This window comes from Dyadobacter sp. HNCC25DJ187, from assembly GCF_056895255.1.
Genome location: NZ_JBXHAT010000002.1, coordinates 1426088 through 1446823, shown reverse-complemented (window position 1 = coordinate 1446823; position 20736 = coordinate 1426088). Strand labels below are relative to the sequence as shown.

Below are 20736 nucleotides of genomic sequence, written 5' to 3'. Positions count from 1 at the left end.
AAATATCGCCGATATCAATCCGGATAAATTCATTGACAAACTGTTAATTGTTTTTTCGTTTGCCACGGATGCACGAATATTCACGAATAAAAAAAATAATTACACCTACATTCGTGCAAGATCCGTGCATCTGTGGCAGTAAATTCTACGGCTGCGGAGCCAGGGTTTCGCCTTTCAAAATACCAACAAGTTCAGGCAAATGGTGCTCGTAAATCCCTCTTGGTGTGGTTTTGTATTTGGTTGCCAATGCGGCCGCAAATCCTACTACTTCGCCCATCATGCCACAGGTACGCATCACACGGGTACTTCCAAAAGCGACATGCGTGGTGCTTATATTCCTTCCTGCCATAAATAAATTCTGGATGTTTTTGGAATACAGGCAGCGGTAAGGAATCGTATACGGCGCTACTTTAATGTGTTTGGTGCTCGCAAAAAACTCCTGACCTTCGAAATACTTACTGTTTTTTTCGTTGGGGAAATGCAAATCAATTGTCCATGTGGCTGTAACTGAGCCATCCGGATAAAACTTGCCTTCCTGAATGTCCATCTGGTTCAGGATATGATCGCCGATCAGTCGGCGCGATTCCCTTTTTCCACCAATATATGCCACCCATGCAAGTTCTTGTTTTCCGAACTTTTCCTTTTTGCTGTTCTTTAGATAAGACCAGTTTCCAAAAATGGCACGAAGGTTATGGTCACGGATTTGTTCAGCCTGCGTGATGGTATTGAAGTTCCCGAAACCGGTTTCCCATTCCCAATCCGATTTTGTTTGGTCAATGTGGTATTCATCTGAGAACTGCAAAGCCCAGGGTGTTTCTGGAAAAGTGGTCACTGAATCTACCGGCAACGAAGCCCACAAATTAGAAGTGCCTAAAGTAAAATCATCAGATTTTTCAGCAGCTAATGATTCACCCGTTTCGCTTTTGCTTTCACGACCCATTCGGAAATCAGCACCCGCCAGAAATCCTAGTGTTCCGTCTCCCGTGCAGTCAGAAAAGAATGAACCTTCAAACCTTGTTTCCTGATTGGTAGCAATGTTTCTGCCAACCACAGCGGTAATAATATCATTTTGTTTTTCGGCTTTAAAAACGAATGTGTTCAGAAACAGAGAGATATTCGGTTCTGCTTTGATGATATCAATCTTGCGTTTGTCACCATATTCTTTTGCGTCTGGATTCCCGTTTCCAGGATCGCCATTGTCCATTTCGCGTACAATACGGCCCAGTTTTGGATAATGGTTTTTGTCCACATCGCCCATCAAATGCACACGTATTTCGGAACTGTTATTCCCACCCAAAACAGGTCGGTCCTGAATTAAGGCCACCTTCATACCCATTCGTGCTGCGGAAATGGCGGCGCAGGTTCCGGCGATGCCACCTCCTACAACCACCATATCAAACCGACCTGCAGAAGTAGCTGTTTCTGTTAGATTTAGTTGTTTTCTGCGAAAGGTAGTGAGTTCGTCCAGTTTGTTTGGGGGAGTAAACTTTGGAGCATCGGTAAAAAGGATTGCATCGCAACGTCCGTTAAATCCGGTAAGATCTTTCAGGGAAAGTTTTGTCTGTACGTTCTTAATGTCCACCTCGCCGCCATCGTACCATTTCCAATCATCCGATCCGCTTTCTCCGAAAATTTGTTGGATCGTGTTACCATCAACGGAAACCTGGAATTTACCAGGACCTTTTGGATAAGGAGCCCAGTCTTTCGTGCGAACCCACATGCGGTATTTTCCGATTTTTGGAAATTTGACGGTTGTAGAGGCGTCTTTCACAGGCCGGCCCATACCGTGCGCCATGATGTACGATGAGTTCATGACTACAAATGATTGCTGGTCAATTACCCATCCTCCTTTGTCTTCGAACGACTCCGTTTCCACAAGTACGTGGTTCTGGGCGGAAAGTTGCAGGGGAAGGAATATTAGGAGTAATATTATGTTGATTTTCATAGGGGTATTAGGTTTAGTTAGCTACTAAAATTGATGTTAAGCCCTTTCCGGGTTGTGTTGTTGTATTCGGGTTCTATTCTGTACCCGGGTTTTACTCATGGCTATTCATGTATGATCCCTTTCGGGATCCTGGATCGTCATTAATTGTTGTTGTATTCTAGGCTTTTGATTGTACGGTTGTTATTCTTAATTCTTCTGAGATTTTGCAATGTGTCTTCGACGGTTACCGCGAAAAAATCCGAAGGGCTTAAATTCGAATAGCTCCGGGTGAAACCCGGGGAATAATGAACACCGGGTAAATGGCAACCCTGAAAGGGTTGAACCCCATTTCTGTTGACCGTTTTCCCACATCATCACCGGCTTTTATAACGTTTCATATTATCCTGTACCTCTTTATTTTTTGGTGGAAACTGTTCCAATACCTGATAAATCTGTGAGGTAAAACCTTCATTATCCATTTCAAGATTCTTTGCAAGAATGAGCATAACTGGTTCAGATAATTGTTTCTGTTTTGCCAAAATTCCCAATTTCAATTTGAACTGCTCCTGATTGGATCCGGCTATACTTGCAGCTAGTTTTTGTTCCAGATCGTCATTGATGGAGATATCTTCCAGCCGTTTCAGAATCGCGACCTGCATCGGGTATGAGGTTGCGTTGTAGGTATCCCAAAGCCATTTTTGTCTGGTAGCATTGGCGAAGAATTGGTCTCCTGCCTTTTGTAATGCCGTACGTGCCGTAAATAGATTTTTACCCGAAATGACTTCTTCTATATCATTTTCAAAAGCTTTTTTGACCGAGCCGCTTCGGTCAATTACCTTTTCCATTGCCCAATACCGATAGTGATAATTGGTGCTGGAAAGGAAATTATGAAGCATTTCGTCGTTGCGGTAATTTTCAGTAATTCGCTTCATTTCACCTACCACCTGTTTGCCATAGGCAATATGCCATAAAGTGAAACAAGTGTAAACGGCTCCGTCAATCACATCGTTCTTAATGGTTTTGAGAGTAGCACCCGTTTTCGCATCCACGTCATCTGTCAGGCTGTCGGTTCCGGATGTAAGCAAATCTTCCATTTTAAGATCAGCGAAAATCGAATTGGAACGGGATAAAATGTCTGCGAGTTTCTGGTAGTCTTTTTCCTCAAACTCATCGTGATCTACCTTGGTCAGGATTTTACCTTTCGGCATTTCGTAGCGTACGTAGTTGCCGAGCAGGTCCCAGTAAAAATCAATGTGAACCGGTTTGCATTCGTTGGTGTAACATACCGGCGTAAAGATGTTCCGGAAGAAGTATTGCGGCCTTCCGGAATCATCCAACGCCAGTTTCAGGGTATAGGAATTAGTATCGTTTTCAGTGATTGTGAACTCGCGGATAGTTGCGATTTTCAGGTTATTCTGATTCTCATTCTTTACGCTAATATCAGCCACTTTACCCTCAGCCAATGAAAGCAGAGGAAAGTTAGACAGTAGCAAAAAGATGATTGATTTCAACATAAACTCAAATTTTAAAACACCGCATTTATTTATCGCCAGTCAGGATTTTGTTCCAGCTTTGGATTTGCATTGATCTCATCCTGTGGAATCGGGAAGTATTTATGTTTAGCCTGAACCGGGCGGTTTGGATATACACTGTTTACAGCCTTCGGAATAACGGTCAGGAATTTATTGGTCCGGGTTAAATCGTACCAGCGATCACCTTCCGCGAAGAATTCGAAAGAACGTTCCTGAATTACGGCGTCAATAAATGCATCTTTTCCGAGTCCTGCTGTCAGGTCAGCCAACCCAGCTCTTTTTCTCACTATATTAATGAACTCATATGCTTTTGCAGTTGGTCCGTTCAGTCTTGCTTCTGCCTCGGCAGCAATCAGGTATACATCTGCCATACGCAGGATCGGAATGTTGGGGATTAGCCCTGTGCTTGAAATGGGATCCTGGTATTTTTTGATCAAAACTGCATCCGTAGTAATTGGCGTGATGCTTCTTTGCGGCACTATTTTTCCAGTTTTGTCAATATATGTGGTGTCAAGCAATTGCCTTCTTTTGTCTTTTGGATCAAACGAATTGAAGAATGCCATATATGCGAACATCGAACCGTAAGAAGTTCGGGCGTATTCCGGGCCATTGCTACCAGTGGGGCCGGTCAGTCCGACGAGCTGATGACCTGTACCGGGGCTGATCGGATCTGCTTCAAATGCCCAGATGTTTTCCCGTCTAGCTTCATCTTCCTTTAGATAACTGAACACATCTAACACATTGGGCATTAATGCATACTTGCCGGAAGCAATTACTTCGTTGGCTTTTTCGAGTGCTTTTGCATAATCTTCATTGTAGAGCGCTGCTTTGGCATAAAGTGCTGAAACAGCTTCTTTGGAAGGACGACCTTTTTCGTTTGACGGATAAGACACCAATCCGGCTTGTGCAGCTTTGTCCAGATCAGCATAGATTTGCTTGTAAACATCAGCTTTTGAACTTACACCAAAGTATGCCTTTTCTTCGGAAGTGCTTGGCTCAGTTTTAATTACTACATCACCAAAGTTTTTACTGAGTGTCCAGAAGTAAAATGCCCGCAGGAAATGTGCTTCACCAATGATTTGTTTTTTGCGCGTTTCGTCCATCGTTGCATCCGGCACTTTTGCAATGATCCAGTTGGCTTTTTCGATGCCGCTGTATGGCGAGCTCCAAAGTTGTAATGGCGATTCGTTGGTGCGGCCTGCACTTTTTTGCACCGTGTAGGTAGGCTCAGACGTGAACAAAGTCAACGAGTTGCGGCCTACAACACCACGCGGATACACCTGGTCGGCGCTGTAATCGGGCACCATGGTTGCAGCCGGACCGCCATACATTCCGCCGAGTGCGTCGTAAACGGAGATCAAACCTTTTTCTGCGTCGGACGCTGTTTTGTAGAACGATTCAATAAATATCGAAGAGAACACTTCTTCTTCGAGCTGGCAAGACCCCATGCCCATTGCAAGCGCTACCAGGGGAATTACTTTTGATATGGATTTTTTGAGAGATATCATAAAGATGAATGTTTTAGAATGTCAGCTGAACGCCACCAAGAAATGATTTGGACTGAGGGTACACCAGGTTATCAATACCAATGGTTGTGTTTGAATTTGCATAGGTATTTACCTCCGGATCAAACCCTGAGTATTTGGTAATCGTAAATAAATTGTTGGCGCTCACGTAAATTCTTAACCTGCTGATTCCTTTGATGGTAGGAAGAGTATAACCCAGCATCAGGTTTTTGCAGCGGAAATAAGACCCGTCTTCAACTGCGTAACTGGAAATGGGCAAACGGCCCGCCACTGCCGGACTCACATATTGATCACTTGGGTTGGCAGGCGTCCACCGGTTTTCGACACCTTGAAAAAGGTTTCTTTGTCCGAGTGGATTTTCGAATGACAAACGGCTTACGTTATATATATCAACACCCTGTGCTCCTGAAAAGAATGCAGCCAGATCGAAACCTTTGTAAGCAAAATTGGTAGAGATCCCGTAGATGAATTTTGGGTTTGGATTACCGGTAATGACCTGATCCCTGGCATCGATGGCGCCATCGTTGTTCAGATCTTTCACTTTATGGCCACCTACACGCCCGTCGTATCCAGGAATGATGGCCTCGCCTGTCTGGTTAATCCCGTCAAAAACATACGTTTTGAATACGCCGAGAGGTTGTCCTACCTGAAGAACAGTGAAGTTAGTAACAAATCTTTCAGTGGTCGTTCCACCATCCAGATCCAGAATTTTATTTCTGTTGAAAGTGATGTTTCCATTCATGTTCCATTTGAACGGCCCATCCAGAATAGTTGCGTTGGCCGCAAATTCCAATCCTTTATTTTCCAGAGATCCGTAGTTTCCGGTGATGCTGCCATAACCCGAGGATAATGGCAATGCTTTGATATACAGCAGGTCATCCGTTTTCTTATGATAAGCATCAATGATAAATGAGAAACGGTTGTTGAGAATGCTTATGTCAATACCGATGTTGGTCTGTGCCGACTTTTCCCATCTTAGATCCGGGTTGGCAATCCCAGACGGACGAATGGCCGTCAGGTAGAGGTGGTTTAAATTATAACCTCCTCCAGCTTCCACCGTTGCCAGTGACTGGTATGGAGCAATACCTCCTGCATTACCTGTAATACCATAACTTCCACGGAGTTTAAGATCGGAAAGCCAACTTACGCTTTTCATGAAATCTTCCTCGATAATTCTCCATCCTGCCGATGCCGCGGGGAAAAATCCGTATTTGTGATTGGCTCCGAATTTGCTGGAACCGTCAACTCTGGCCGTAAGGTCAAGGAAATATCTGTCTTTGAAACCGTAGTTAACCCTTCCCATATACGAGTCGAGGCGTTGTTTGTTACGATCACTGTAAACGGTACGGTTTAAAGCCAGTTGTACTGCTTCGTTTTGCGTTGCATCGTTTGGCAAACCTGTTACCGAGATATTGTTTTGGTTGTAGTTATCGGTTTGTGTGGCAAATAATCCGGTGAATTTAAGGCTATGATTTGCGCCAATTTTTGTACTGTAAGCTAATACACTCTCATGCAACAGACCCATAAAATTAGAATTGCCTTTGTAAGCACTTCCGGAGTTCTCGTTTCTATCCTTGGTGGCGATAATAGAAATAGGAGAGTAATTGTCGATCAGCCGCAAATCCATATCCGAGTTGAAAGATGCGCGGTAGGTGAGGCCTGGTAGGATGGTATATTCACCGTACAAGTTGATCAGTGAGCGTTTTATATTTCGCTTACGCATGATCGAAGTGAAGTTGAGCGGGTTCACAACCTCACGATAACGGCCATTGCCTTGTTCTGCGAAAGGAAAAATACTACCATCAGGTTTGTACGCCTGCAAAGTTGGTGGAGCACCTATGGCTGCACCAATTACAGTTCCGGTCACCACACCCGCGTCGCCCACAGAAGTCGTGCCGGCATCTATTCCGCTGTTATTGGAAAGGCTTCCCATTACACTGGTTCCAACACGGATTTTTTTGCTGACGTGGTGATCTACATTGATCCTGTAAGTAAACCGGTTAAAATCGGAGTTGATAATGACGCCCTGCTGGCCAAAATAGTTAGCGGATAAAGACAGTTGCGTTTTCTCATTTCCACCACTGATAGTAAGCTGATGATTGTGAATTGGGGCTTTTCTGAAAATTTCATTTTGCCAGTTTACTCCTTCACCCAGGCTTGCCGGATCAGTGTAGTAATTGTCTTTAAAGGTTTCATTTTCAAGCTGAGCAAATTCTGCTGCATTCAATACATCCAGCGTTTTTGTTACCTGCTGAACGCCATAATAACTCTCTATTGAAACATTGGTACGGCCCGATTTACCTCTTTTTGTTGAGATCAAAACCACACCATTTGCAGCACGCGCACCATAGATAGCTGATGCAGATGCATCTTTCAGTACTTCAACTGATTCAATATCATTGGGATTGATTGTTGAGAGTGGACTCACATCGTTGATGCCTCCACTATTGGAAATCTGAATTCCATCAATTACATATAAAGGCTCAGAATTGCCGTTGATCGAATTTGTACCACGTATACGTACACTGATGTTGCCACCCGGAGCACCTGTGTTTTGGCTGATCTGCACACCGGAAACCCTTGCCTGCAAACCCTGAGCTATATTCGTAATGGGTAATTGAGTAAGTTCTTCTGCTTTTACCGAAGCAATTGATCCGGTAGTTTCCACTTTTCTTTGCGTTCCATAACCTACCACCACTACCTCTTCGAGCGCCTTTGTATCGGTTTTTAAGGTCGCGTCTACTTTGGACTGATTTCCAACTGCTACTTCTTCTTTAAGATAACCTACAAATGAAAAGACAAGCGTTGCGTTGGCTGCTGCATCAATGTAATATGTACCGTCGATCGAAGTCAATGTACCAGTCTGAGTTCCTTTAACAGTAACACTTGCACCGGGTATCCCTTCGCCACTGTCGTCCGTAACCTTTCCTGAAACGGACATGTTTTGGGCGTAGATGTTGTTTGCGGTCAGCACATTCAGTGTTACCAGCAAACATGAACTGAGTATTGTTTTCAGCATACGATTTAATGATTAATAGGGTATTTGTTGGAATAGTACTAAAAAATAGAAATGTTGAATGACTGCTTTGAAATACCTGGAGGTTTAAACAAGGTTGCTATACGCGTTTGCTTTGAATTCCTGTTGGAAGATACATGTAGAAGGTACGTTTGTCAAGTCTAATTTAGCACAATTGGATCTCTGACAAGTACAATTAATATCGGTTACGTTTGCGGATACGTTACCGATATATGGTTATGATTATTTTTAATATGATATTTTTATATTTGCATAAATTTTTATCTTTGATGTTACCAAGTGTCTATCTAATCAGATTATATTAAAATAATACAATGATAGGATGCCCAAAATGTTCGCAGGTCGGTGCCATCATGAAAGCTGGTTATGTGAGGAACAAACAGCGTTATGTATGTAAGTCGTGTAATTACTTCTTTACGATTGCTTCGCCTGAGCAGCTTCCCAGCCGTCAAAAGAGCCGGCGGCATCAGACCACCATTATTGATATTGCACGCTCCACAGGTGTTTCCAATTCTACTGTATCGCGAGCTTTACATGGACATGCTGACATCAGTCCCGAAACGCGGCAGGCTGTGTTGGACATGGCTGCTCAACTGGACTACCAGCCTAATCAGCTTGCTTACAATCTCGTCAAGAGCAAAACAAATACGATTGGTATGATTGTGCCTGAATTTCATAATCCGTTTTTCCCCAATGTGATTATAGGCGCCCATGACGTGCTTACTGCCGAGGGCTACAACCTCACCATCATGCAGTCCAATGAATCCTATGCAGTAGAAGTTGCCAATACCAAGGCGATGCTTGCAAACCGGATAGACGGGTTGCTGATTTCACTTACCCAGGAAACAAACAGCTTTGAACACTTACAGGTGTTTGAAAAAAGAGGAATTCCTCTGATTTTATTCAACCGGGTTTGTGATGATGTACGAGCGCCAAAAGTTGTTGTCAATGATTTCGACGCAGCCTTTATGGCGGTGGAGCATTTAATCTTGAACGGTTATGAGCGAATAGCGCATTTGGGGGGGCCGCTGAATTTGCTTGTGAGCCGTGAACGAATGCGGGGATACAGGGCGGCACTGGAAAAATATGGTAAAAGTATTGAGGAGGATATGATCATTCAGGGCATGTTATCACAACAGAAGGCGAGGATATATGGTAAGTACCTCCTGGAACTGGACAACAGGCCTGATGCCATTTTTGCTGTGAATGATTCGGCGGCGATCGAGATCATGCGTATGGCCAAAGAAATGGGAATCAGTATACCGGATGAGCTGGGTGTAGTCGGTTTTAGCGACAATCCTGAGTCCGAATATATCGGTCCCGGTCTCACCACCGTGCGGCAACCAACTATTGAAATCGGGAAGACCACGGCCCGGTGGATATTACAGATGGTTGAATCGGATGAAGACTTAAGTATGCCGCAAGAGCGGATTTTGAAAACCGAACTAATTGTCCGTGGCTCATCAAAACGTAAAGGGTAGGCCTGTATACATCGAGAGCGCACAGAATAGAATGTTTTCTGTACGCTCTTCCTGGTTGAAATGATTGTAAATGCTTAACTTAATACTTCCCTCAGCAATTTTAAGCTTTTGGGAACCGCACTCGCCGGGTCCTCCTTACCTTCCATTTCCAGAGAAACATATCCATTAAAGTCGGCCTTCCTTAGGATCGCAGCAATCCTTTTGTAATCCAGATTGAGATCATAGTAATGTCCTCCGCCATAATAGGTTTTGGCCTGAACAATAGTGGCGTAAGGAGCCAGCCGCTCAAACTGAGGGTAAGGGTCTCCAACAAAGTTTCCCGTATCCACATTCATCCCCATAGCAGGTGAAGAGGCCAGTGGTTTATATATTTCCAGCAAGTAATCGATATTGGAAGAAAGCCCCCAATGGTTTTCGATGGCCAGAATAACACCTGCTTTTTCAGCTTCCACTAAGCATTCTCCGTACGAATCAATGCACCATTTAATCGCATCCTTATCTGTAAACCCTTCAATCGGTGGCTCCTGTCCATCTTTATAGTAAGCAGCATCGCGCTTTTTTGTACGCCAGCTACCCGTATTCATACGTATACACGGAATTCCCAGCTGCGTTGCCAGGTTAATGCAGCGTATTGTATGCTCCACATCTTTCTTGCGGTCTTCCGCTTTTGGCTGTACGAAGCTCTGGTGTATAGAAAGCATGGGTAACGACAAACCGGCGTCAAAAGCCTGACGTTTCAACTTGTTCAGATAGGGGACATTCTCGTTGTCCATTTGCCGGTGCAGTATCTCTACACCGTCGAATCCTAATTTTGCTGCATCTTCAATTACCTTTTCAACAGGATATTTCTGTTCCTGAAAATGCCAGTAGGAGTAGGTAGAAACAGCGATCGGAATTCTTCGGGCCGGAGCTTTAACAATCGCAGCTTCTTTTGCATGTAGCTGAGGCAATGTCAACGTAGCTGCTGCAGCAAGTGCACTATTCTTGATCCAGTTTCTTCTGGAAGAACTATCTTCATTCACAGACATCATATCAGGTTGGGTTTAAGTTATCAGTAACGATCTGTTTTGAAATGATCCGTAGAAATTTATGGCTTTTCTTAGAATAAATTACTGATTTTGTTTCAAAATATTAGCGCCCATAATATCAATCTGAGCCTGAGGAATCGGGAAATATTCGTTTTTCCCCTTTGTGAAAGTTGCCCCGCTGTAATAGGTTCGTAATTTGCTCTCCTTGGTCAGATATGCATTCAAAGTTTCTGCAGCAACATCCCAGCGAACCAGGTCGAAGAAACGGTGACCTTCCATAGCCAGTTCTACTCTGCGCTCAAACCGCACTGCTTTACGTGCATACTCCTGATTGGCAAATGAGGCATAAGGTTTCACAAGGTAATTGGCTGCTGGTTTACCACTTGCATCCATCACCACTACGTTCCCGGCCCGGGTACGAATCTGGTTTACGATGGTCAATGCTGTCGGCAGGTCATTTTCTTCAACGGCAACTTCCGCCCTCATCAGCAACACATCCGCATAGCGCAACGCCCGGTAATTATTGGCATTGGCGCGGGGAGATTCCGCACCTGCGTTTTCACCGCTGTATGCGAAAAATTTTTTGAAAGTATAAGGTCCGCCAAAGCTCTGATCACGAATCCAGTTCTTACCAGGATGTACACCCCAGTTCAGAAAGGGTATACCGCGCCTGCCGACCGTCCAGTCAAGCCTTGGGTCAAGTGTGCCGTCATATGGCGTGAAAGCGTCAGTGGAGGCCAGCCCTTCGTCATTCTTTACATCCGTGGTATTGAAAGTGTCCAGAAGTGGCAAACCATTTGCATCCGTTTTAAAGGCGTTGACGAGATTTTGTGATGGCTGATAGAATCCGCAGCAACCGCCAGGAGCAGAACCGTAGGGGAAGTTGTAATTATCCCCCCAGCTTCCGTTCTGGCCATTTCCGCCATCGCCTACAGACATCTGTACTTCGAAGACCGATTCACTGTTATTCTCAGTCGTGATCCTGAAATTATCGTGGAAGCTATTAACCAGCGAGAATGGACCATTCGTAGTAATATCCACAAGAAGAGGTTTTGCTGCAGTGTAATCCCTTTGGTACATATGGACTTTTGCCAACAGCGCCTTTGCCGTCCATTTGCTGGCACGCCCCACCTGAGCCTTTGTCACGGAAAGATTATCAATAGCAAACTGGAAGTCAGCTTCGATATCAGGCCAAATATCTTTGTCGTTGGGCAGGTTGGTATAATCGGTAACGTTTTCATTCACATAGGGCACCATATTCCAGAGTTTTTTTGCCTCAAAATGGTACCAGCCTCTCAGGAAACGTGCTTCCGCAGTGGCCTGTGCTCTTTCCGCCTCCGTCATATCGGTGGCTTTGGTGATAAGCCGAAGTACATCGTTGGAGCGGGAAACGCCATCGTAAACAGCTATCCATTTATCGTTGTACGCGCCTATATCTGCCTGTCCTATGTAGCGTTCAATGGTAGTGATCTGCGCCTGATCACCCACATCGCTGCCCTTGTAAGCATCATCCGATGATATGGATCCGTATATCCAGTTGCTTACTGCAGACGTATTGACAGGTCCAGAGCCCACGCCGTCCAGTAAACTATAAGCTCCGATCAATACTGCATTCACACCGGTCTTATTAGAAAGCATTTCTTCATTTGCCACGCCGAGCGGTGTGGTGGAGAGAAACTTTTCCCCGCAGGAAGTCATCATTCCCAGGCAAGCCAGAGCCGTAATTACCAAGACTTTGCTTTTCATATATTGCTGATTTTTAAAATCCATGTTGATCATTTGGTATATTAAAATCCGAAGTTCAGTCCTACCTGATACATTTTTGACATTGGATAATTTCCCTGATCTACACCCAGAACGGTGCTGCCCGGAGCAGATCCCACGGAGGTAACTTCAGGGTCAATGCCACTGTACTTTGTGATCGTGAACAGGTTTTGTGCCTGCAGATAGATACGGACATTGGATAAGCCGATTTTGGATACCATCGGTGCCGGAAGGGTGTAACCCAAAGTCAGGTTTTTCATTCTGAAATAGGATCCGTCCTCAATGAAATAACTGGATGGCTGCTGACTTCTGCTGTCATTTGCATCCAGAATAGGGAGCACGGCATCAGGGTTTTCTGGTGTCCAGGAATCGTTCAGCATCCGAAGACTTCTGTTACCTGCCTGGTTGTTAAAATCAACCCAGCGCTTCACCATGTTAATGATCTGGTTTCCTTGCACACCTTGGAAAAAGGCAGAGAGGTCAAATCCTTTGTAGCCAAGATTGAGGTTAACTCCGTAGGTGAAATCCGGGTGAGGATTGCCGATAAAAACACGATCAGCGTCCGTGATAGTGCCATTCTGGTCTGTATCCTGATACTTGTATTTCCCAACTGCCGCATAGCCCGGATACAGAGGTCCGTTGTTTACTTCCTCCTGATTCTGGTAAATGCCATCAATCTTCAAACCATAAAATGAATAAAGTGGCATGCCTACTACAGAGCGGGTCCAGGTGTAGGCACGAATGGTGGGACCCAGAAGAACCGCAGATGAACTGCTGTTGAGTTTCTTTACTTCATTTTTGTATTTAGAAAAATTCACACCCACTGAATAAGTGAGGTCTCCGTTCAGAGCCGTATTGTTGAAGTCGAGCGCAAGATCAATTCCTTTGTTGTTCATTTCTCCAACATTGACAAACGGAATCGTTGCCACACCCTGTGTTGCAGGTAGCGCCACCTGATAGAGCATATCTGATGTCGTACGGTTATAGAGGTCAATGTTAAAGCCGATCATGCCTTTAAACAGCGTAGCATCCAGTCCAATATTGGTCTGCGTAGTGGTTTCCCATTTTGCATTCTGATTTCCGAATGCTTCGGTATCAAAACCCGGCGTAACAGAATTATTGGAGCCGTCGATTGCATAGGAAGAAAGGCTCAAACTTGACCGGTAGGTACTGAAACCATTGTAGTTTCCGATTTCCTGATTTCCGGTTTGTCCCCATCCTGCTCTTAATTTGAGGTCGGTGAGCCAGGTTAATCCTTTCATAAATCCTTCTTCGGATACTCTCCATCCTGCGCTGAATGCCGGGAACGTACCGTAACGGTTATTGGCCCCGAATCGTGAGGATCCGTCGCGGCGGACTGTTGCTTCCAATAGATAGCGATCCTTTAAAGCATAATTGAGCTTACCGAAAATAGAGAAAAGCGCCCATTCATAACCTGCACCCGTGTTGGCAATACCGGCCGTTCCTGAGTTCAAATACATGTAAAGCGGATCTTCGGAGAAGAAGGTAGTCCGGGTTGCGGAGAAATCACGCCCTGTTCCTTTGATGGCTTCTGTTCCGGCCAACACGTTCAGTTTATGAATACCTGCGAAGGTTTTACTGTAGTTTAATGTATTTGACCATGTCCAGTTTACATCGTAAGCATAGGCATTTGTCATAGCGTTGTTCGCTTCAATTTCCGCTTCTTCCAGATCCATCAGTGTGTAACCCACTCTGTTGGCATTGGTGAAATCGATACCGATGCTTGTTTTTGCTACAAGGTCTTTGAAAATATCCACTTCAGCATAAGCGTTACCAAAAGCCCGGAAATTGTTGGTCTGGTTGTTTCTTGTCCGGTATAATTGCGCAACCGGATTGGTAGCTGGTCCTAGCCCCGCCGCACGTGTAGCCGCGAAATTACCCATGATATCGTAAACAGGGATGATCGATGGAATGCGGTAGCCATTACCAATAGGGTTTCCGTCTTGATTATTCGATAAACTAGCGGTACCATTGTTGTTGTAGTACCCTTTGTTTTCGGTATAACTCACTTCCAGGTTCTCCCCGAAACGGATTCTTTTCTTAAAAGTAAATTCGGTGTTCGAGCGGAGTGAGTATCTGTTGAAGGATGTATGTATCAAAACGCCATCCTGTTTGTAGTAATTCAGAGAAAGTGCATATCTGCCGGTTTCCGTTCCGCCTGATGCGCCAATGTTATACTCCTGAATGGCAGCCGGACGGAGAATTTCCTGATGCCAGTCTGTGCCCTCTTTATTTGCCCGTACGATCTGATAAAAGCCTGTTCGGTTGTAGTTATACAACGACGGATCGGTCTGAGGAGCGCCTTCCGAAAGTCCGTAGCTGGAGCCTGCCAGAATATAGTCAGGAACTACTGCGCTGGGACCGTTTCCATACTGCTGATGTGAAGGATTTCCGTTGGTGAGCACGCCGGCATTTGTGCGTTGTGTCCATAGCAGGTCGCCAAACTGTTGCGGATCTTTGATAAGTCCCAGATCAACCTTGCCTGTCTGTACACCAAACCGACTATTGAAAGTGAACTGAGGAGCTCCTGCTTTTCCTTTTTTTGTAGTGATAATGATGACACCGTTGGCAGCCCTGGAACCATATATCGAAGCAGAGGAGGCGTCTTTCAACACCTGCATGGACTCAATATTATTGGGATTGATACTATTTAGTCCGCCCTTTGTAGGAACACCGTCAATCACATATAACGGATCATTATTGTTGATGGTTCCGAAGCCGCGGACACGCACAGTCGCTTCTCCTCCCGGAGAACCGTTGGATGTTACCGTTACGCCAGCTACACGTCCTTGCAGCTGCTGGGCCACGTTAGGGGCATTAACTTTTGTAAGTTCAACGGCATCTACAGTTGATACCGAACCTGTAATATCACGCTTAGACTGAGAGGAGTAGCCCGTAACTACCACCTCTGTGAGTGCTTTTACGTCGGATTGCAACGTGATATCAATCTGCGTCTTGTTTGCGATACTCACTTCCTGCGTCAGAAAGCCTATGGAAGAAACGACAAGTACACTACTTCCTTCGGGTAGGGAAAGGGTAAAGAGCCCATCAGCGTCTGTGGTGGTACCTACCGAACTGCTCCCTTTTAACACGACAGTCGCTCCGGGTACGGTGGATCCTGTTGCATCTATTACCTTACCTTTCAACTGATAATCTGTACTAGTTTTGGCAGCAGAAACTTCCTTACTGAAAGTTGGTGATGTGCCCGTATTCGGCATCGGTATTTTTCCCGTAGCAAAACTCTGGGCCGAAATTCCCGAGACAATGAGTGCCTGCACTGCGCTGATCCTCATCGTTCTGAGAAGCTTATCTCCCCTGTAAAAAGTTTTTTTCATACTTTTGTTTGTTTTGTTGGTTTAGAAAAAATTGGCAAAATAATTCCCTTATCCCTTTTGAGGGATTTTCTTAGCGCCAGCATAGAGTAGGGGATTTTCATTGAGGTGGATGATGTTGACGCATCATTCACCTTTTTTGGTTTTTATGCAAATAGTACGAATTACGTTAGGAATTTTTTGCGAGCGGGGCAGCACATTTCTGTACAGTTTAAGCTCTTTAACCAAATGTAGGTAATGTGTCATTCTTTTAAAACGACATTTTGTATATTGTTGAAATAACAAAATTTTATTAAAATATTTTACAAATATACAGGTCGATTTGTATGGTTTTCTAAAATAAGGATCTGGTGGTACGTACTCAGGTGTATGAGTAATTCAGCTTGTAGCTTTTGCTTTATTACTTTATTTAATGATTCAGAATGAAACCACTTGCCTTCATTATTACTTGCTTTTTCGCGGTCAGTATAGGTGCTTCATACGCACAATCCTCAAAGCCGGACTACAAACAGCGGATTGCATTAATCAATACAAATATCAATTCAGTCTTTTACAATGCGGAAGCAGGATTGTATACGGAAACCAATGGTAAAAATGAAAAGCCTTTTTCATTTCTCTGGCCGTTATGTGCTTTAATACAGGCTGCTAATGAGGTGGAATCCTTATATCCTGATAAGGCATTAATAAAGCCGGTGCTAAAGACTATTGCTAAATATCACAACACCGAACCGCCTGCACCCGGCTATCAGGCATACCTGAGCAGTGCCGGTAAAGATTCGCGTTTTTATGACGACAATCAATGGATCGCTATTGCATGTATTGATGCTTATAACCGGACAAACGATAAGTCGTATCTAGAAATGGCTGAAGATATCTACACTTTCATGATGACGGGCTACGACGATTTGGCTGGTGGTGGGCTTTATTGGAAAGAAGATGAAAAGAACACAAAAAATACCTGTTCCAACGGCCCCGGTATTCTTATTGCAGCGCAACTGTATAAGATTACAAAAAAGAAGGACTATCTGAACACTGCGCTAGGCCTCTACAAATGGACAAACAAACATCTTCGCGCGCCAAACGGTATTTATTGGGATGCTATCAAGATTCCTTCGATGAAGATCGACTCTGCACAATACACGTACAATACAGGAACCCTGCTGGAATCCAATGTGCTGTTGTATGAGATAACGAATGATAAGAAGTATCTTATGGAAGCGCAGTCGATCGCTAAAGCGGCGAAACAACGTTTTTATAACAATGGAAAACTGCCCGATCACTACTGGTTCAATGTTGTATTGCTCAGAGGTTATGAAGCACTTTACAGGGTGGATAGAGATAAGTCTAAATTCCGCTTTTTTATTGAGGATTCTGAACGTATCTGGAAAGATGAACGGGATGATAAAAACCTGATCGGCATAAAAAAAGACAAAGGTTTAATCGACCAGGCCGCGATGATGGAAATGTATGCCCGGCTGGAAAGATTGTCACAGCTGGATTAAATCATTACATATATACCATTTTTTCATCCCATCACAACTACTAATTAGCCTAACTCAAAATGCATATAGTAAGTTGCTATGTCACAGGTATATGTGCTATGTAATCAACATCAGATAGCTAATAATCAGCCTCTAAATCATTCTGTCCGGAACTGATGATTCAATATTAATATTGTTTAAGTACAATTTCTAGGTACCGGGCTAAAAGTGTAGTCTAATATTAAAAACCGCATTTCTCACAAAAAATACAATAAAAAATTACTTCCGGTCTATTTTGGCAACGTTCCCGATAACGATTGCATAAAAAAATATTGATATTTTTTTGACTTATTCCCAGCGTCATGTCATCTTTCATCATGTAATCAAATACTGCAAGCGGTATGTGATACCCATTTTCTTGATTTGATTACATTTCATTCGCCCAAAGTTCATCATTTAAATCGCCTGTTAATATTGGATCCGTTTCTGTCATGAAGTTATGGACTATCTGATAAGCGGGTTATTTTCAATATGAATTAAGCATTATTAACTAGAATAAATTAAACTGTAATATTGTATGTTAAGAAAACTACAAAGTGCTTCAGCTCTGGGTTTGTTGATTCTGAGCGGGGTTTTACCGCTTAGCAGCCCACAGGTGTATGCGGGCGTCGAACTGAAAGTAACCCGGCACATCATTGAAAAGAACCGCGTTGCTTTAGAAGTGAGTGGAAAGGTAACCGGGGACAATGGAGAGGAGCTGCCCGGTGTGAGTGTGTTGTTGAAAGGAACTACAACCGGAGCAACGTCGGATGTGAACGGGGTCTTCAAACTGACAGTTCCGTCGGGCAATGAAACACTGGTATTTTCTTATGTAGGCTATCTTTCGCAGGAAATACAGGTGAATAACCGATCTGTTGTAGATGTACAGCTATTGCCAGATACCAAGGCACTGGAAGAAATTGTGGTAGTGGGTTATGGTACAATGAAGAAAAGTGATGTAACAGGAGCGATCACATCGGTGAAGGCGAAAGACATTACGGCTATCCCGACCACCAATGCATTGCGTTCATTACAGGGAAAAGTTTCCGGGATGGATATTACCCAGTCCAGCGGACAACCGGGAGCCAGTATCAATATCGTATTGCGTGGTAACCGCTCATTGAAAGCAGATAACGCACCTTTGGTACTGGTTGATGGTATTCCTTATGGATCTTTCGTTGATATTAACCCTACGGATATTGCCTCGGTTGAGGTACTGAAAGACGTCGCTTCTACTGCGATTTATGGTACGCGTGGTGCCAACGGTGTGATCATCATTACAACCAAAAGAGGTGCTTCGGGTAAATCCAGTTTGTCGGTTAACTCTTTTGTTTCTGTAAATACCAAGGCATTGTATCCGCGCATGATGAATGGCGAGGAATATGCACAGCAGAAGCGCGAAGCATACAGAACGACCAACGGTGATGTGTACAGAAGAGATGAAGATATTTTTCAGGTTACTGAGCTGGAGTACCTGAGATCAGGCCAGTTTGAAGACTGGCAGAGCTATATCTTTCATACCGGACTAATGCAGAATTACGAAGTGAACCTTACAGGCGGAAGTGAAAAAACCACTTTTGCTACTTCTTTCGGGTTCCAAAAAGACAAAGGGTTACTGAAAGATGATGTATTCAGCAGATTGAATGGCAAGTTAAGTGTTGACCATAAGTTCAACAAGAGGATACGTGTAGGCGTAAGTGCTATTTATTCTTTCAAAAACCAGGATAAGAGAGACAACCCGCTGAACATGGCGAATAAGATTCTGCCTATAGCGAAAGCATTTAACGATGATGGTTCGTTGATTTTGAATCCGGCTCCGGGATACAGCGCTCAGTTTACGCCGTTGGCTGATGAGCAGCCGGGTGTATTTGTGAATAATATCCGGGACAAGCGCCTTTTTACTTCTGCGTATATAGATGTTAAGTTAACCGAAGACCTGTTTGCAAAGTCCACGATCGGTCTGGATATAAGTGATTTCCGAAGAGGGTTTTACAAAGGGTACAATACAGTAGCGAATGCAGGACGCAAGTCTACATCGGGAGTCGAGATTAACAATGTGTTCAACTACACCTGGGAAAATACGCTGAACTATAACAAAACAGTAGGCATACATCAGATCCAGGGCTTATTAGGAACAAGTTCATTGGGGACATCATTGGAGGAATATACTGCTTCTGGTGATAATCAGGCTTCTCCACTTACTTCTTTCTATGATCTGAATTCAAATACTATATCTAAAGTGATTGGAAGTCGTCTTCGTGAAACCCGGATCGCCTCGTTCTTTGGTCGTGTGAATTACAAGCTGAACAATAAATATATATTCCAGGCATCTCTTCGTGCGGATGGATCGTCGGTATTTGCGCCGAGTAACAAGTGGGGATATTTTCCGTCCGTGTCCGGTGCATGGAGAATCATTGAAGAGTCGTTCCTGCAAAACAGCAATGTGGTGAATGATCTTAAGCTTCGTGTAAGCTGGGGAAGGTCTGGTAATGCCACTATTGATCCGTACATAACCATGGGAGGGCTGGGCCTCACTTCTTATGCATTTGGCACGGCTGCAGCATTTGGATACTCTCCAAAGGTGATAAGAAACCCTAATCTTACATGGGAAACTACAGGAACCTGGAACATAGGTTTGGACTTCGGTCTGCTGCGTAACCGCATTGCGGGTAACATCGAACTTTATCAGTCGAATACAAAAGATCTTTTATTGCCAAGTTTATTGCCTACAAGTACAGGATATAATGAGATACTGGAAAACATCGGTCAGGTGCAGAACCGGGGTATAGAGATTTCTTTAAATACACAGAATATCAATGCCAAATCTTTCAATTGGTCAACGGACTATACCTTCACGCTGAACCGTGAGAAAATTGTAGCCTTGAACAATGGTGTAACAAGAAATGAAGCCAATAGCTGGTTTGTAGGCGAACCTACCAAGGTATTCTACGACTACAAGAAAATAGGCATCTGGCAGTTGGGTGAAGAAGAAGCGGCGAAAAACTTTGGTAACAACAAACCTGGTGATGTAAAAGTGGCAGATACCAACGGCAACGGGGTAGTAGATCCAGGCGATCGTACTACTTTCTCACAGGTGCCAAAGTTCTCAATAGGAGTTAATAACCATTTCGAATACAGAAACTTCGATGTAAGTGTGTTTGTATTTGCTCGTGTAGGTCAGTTTATCAACTATGAATACAATGCAGGTTCTTACAAACCAAGTGCGCTGGAAAATTCTTCGAATGTAGATTACTGGACTCCTGAGAATCCTACCAATGCTTTCCCAAGACCAAACAGCTCATACTCAACAACAAACTATCTGTACCAGTCTACCCTGGGTTATGTGGATGGCTCGTTCCTGAAAATCCGCGATATATCTTTGGGTTATAATGTTCCATCTGCTTTGGTAAAAAAAGTAGGTGCAGGAAGATTAAGAGTATACAGCACATTTCAAAACTACTTCACTTTCAGCAAGATCAAGGATTACGATCCGGAACGTGGGGGTAATTTGAGCTTCCCGCTTGTGAAGCAGATGATCTTCGGTGTGAACATCGATTTTTAAGCCGACTGC

The 20736-nt window shown here is 44.0% G+C and carries 10 protein-coding genes; 3 read left to right on the top strand and 7 right to left on the bottom strand.

Going from position 1 to position 20736, the window contains the following annotated elements; translation table 11 throughout:
* Nucleotides 1–145: 145 nt before the first annotated feature.
* From AC1XUE_RS16940 to AC1XUE_RS16925, 4 genes are all read right to left on the bottom strand, one after another.
* Complete coding sequence (locus AC1XUE_RS16940; protein ID WP_483357172.1) at nt 146–1945, bottom strand: FAD-dependent oxidoreductase; 1800 nt, start codon at nt 1943–1945, stop codon at nt 146–148.
* A gap of 353 nt (nt 1946–2298) precedes the next feature.
* Nucleotides 2299–3438, bottom strand: coding sequence for a hypothetical protein (locus AC1XUE_RS16935; RefSeq protein WP_483357171.1), 1140 nt, complete (start codon nt 3436–3438; stop codon nt 2299–2301).
* Between the two features lie 29 nt (nt 3439–3467).
* On the bottom strand, nt 3468–4964 hold the full coding sequence (locus tag AC1XUE_RS16930; protein ID WP_483357170.1) for a RagB/SusD family nutrient uptake outer membrane protein: 1497 nt from the start codon (nt 4962–4964) through the stop codon (nt 3468–3470).
* A 13-nt stretch (nt 4965–4977) separates the two neighbouring features.
* Nucleotides 4978–8001: a SusC/RagA family TonB-linked outer membrane protein gene (locus AC1XUE_RS16925; RefSeq protein ID WP_483357169.1), complete on the bottom strand. Its 3024-nt coding sequence runs from the start codon at nt 7999–8001 to the stop codon at nt 4978–4980.
* Between the two features lie 332 nt (nt 8002–8333).
* On the opposite strand from AC1XUE_RS16925, the gene AC1XUE_RS16920 reads away from it, so the two are divergent.
* Nucleotides 8334–9500 (top strand): LacI family DNA-binding transcriptional regulator, encoded by a 1167-nt coding sequence (locus AC1XUE_RS16920; protein ID WP_483357168.1) that lies wholly within the window; start codon nt 8334–8336, stop codon nt 9498–9500.
* A 74-nt stretch (nt 9501–9574) separates the two neighbouring features.
* Here the strand turns inward: AC1XUE_RS16920 and AC1XUE_RS16915 are convergent, their stop codons facing one another.
* From AC1XUE_RS16915 to AC1XUE_RS16905, 3 genes are all read right to left on the bottom strand, one after another.
* Nucleotides 9575–10531 carry a sugar phosphate isomerase/epimerase family protein gene (locus AC1XUE_RS16915; RefSeq protein WP_483357167.1) on the bottom strand — a complete coding sequence of 319 codons (957 nt, stop codon included), beginning with the start codon at nt 10529–10531 and terminating at the stop codon, nt 9575–9577.
* A gap of 78 nt (nt 10532–10609) precedes the next feature.
* Nucleotides 10610–12274, bottom strand: coding sequence for a RagB/SusD family nutrient uptake outer membrane protein (locus tag AC1XUE_RS16910; RefSeq protein ID WP_483357166.1), 1665 nt, complete (start codon nt 12272–12274; stop codon nt 10610–10612).
* A gap of 41 nt (nt 12275–12315) precedes the next feature.
* A complete protein-coding gene (locus tag AC1XUE_RS16905) occupies nt 12316–15648 on the bottom strand; it encodes a SusC/RagA family TonB-linked outer membrane protein (RefSeq protein WP_483357165.1) in 3333 nt (1110 codons plus the stop codon).
* A gap of 419 nt (nt 15649–16067) precedes the next feature.
* On the opposite strand from AC1XUE_RS16905, the gene AC1XUE_RS16900 reads away from it, so the two are divergent.
* Together AC1XUE_RS16900 and AC1XUE_RS16895 are read left to right on the top strand one after the other, a co-directional pair.
* Nucleotides 16068–17147: a glycoside hydrolase family 76 protein gene (locus tag AC1XUE_RS16900; RefSeq protein WP_483357164.1), complete on the top strand. Its 1080-nt coding sequence runs from the start codon at nt 16068–16070 to the stop codon at nt 17145–17147.
* A gap of 556 nt (nt 17148–17703) precedes the next feature.
* Nucleotides 17704–20727: a SusC/RagA family TonB-linked outer membrane protein gene (locus AC1XUE_RS16895; protein ID WP_483357163.1), complete on the top strand. Its 3024-nt coding sequence runs from the start codon at nt 17704–17706 to the stop codon at nt 20725–20727.
* Nucleotides 20728–20736 lie beyond the last annotated feature (9 nt).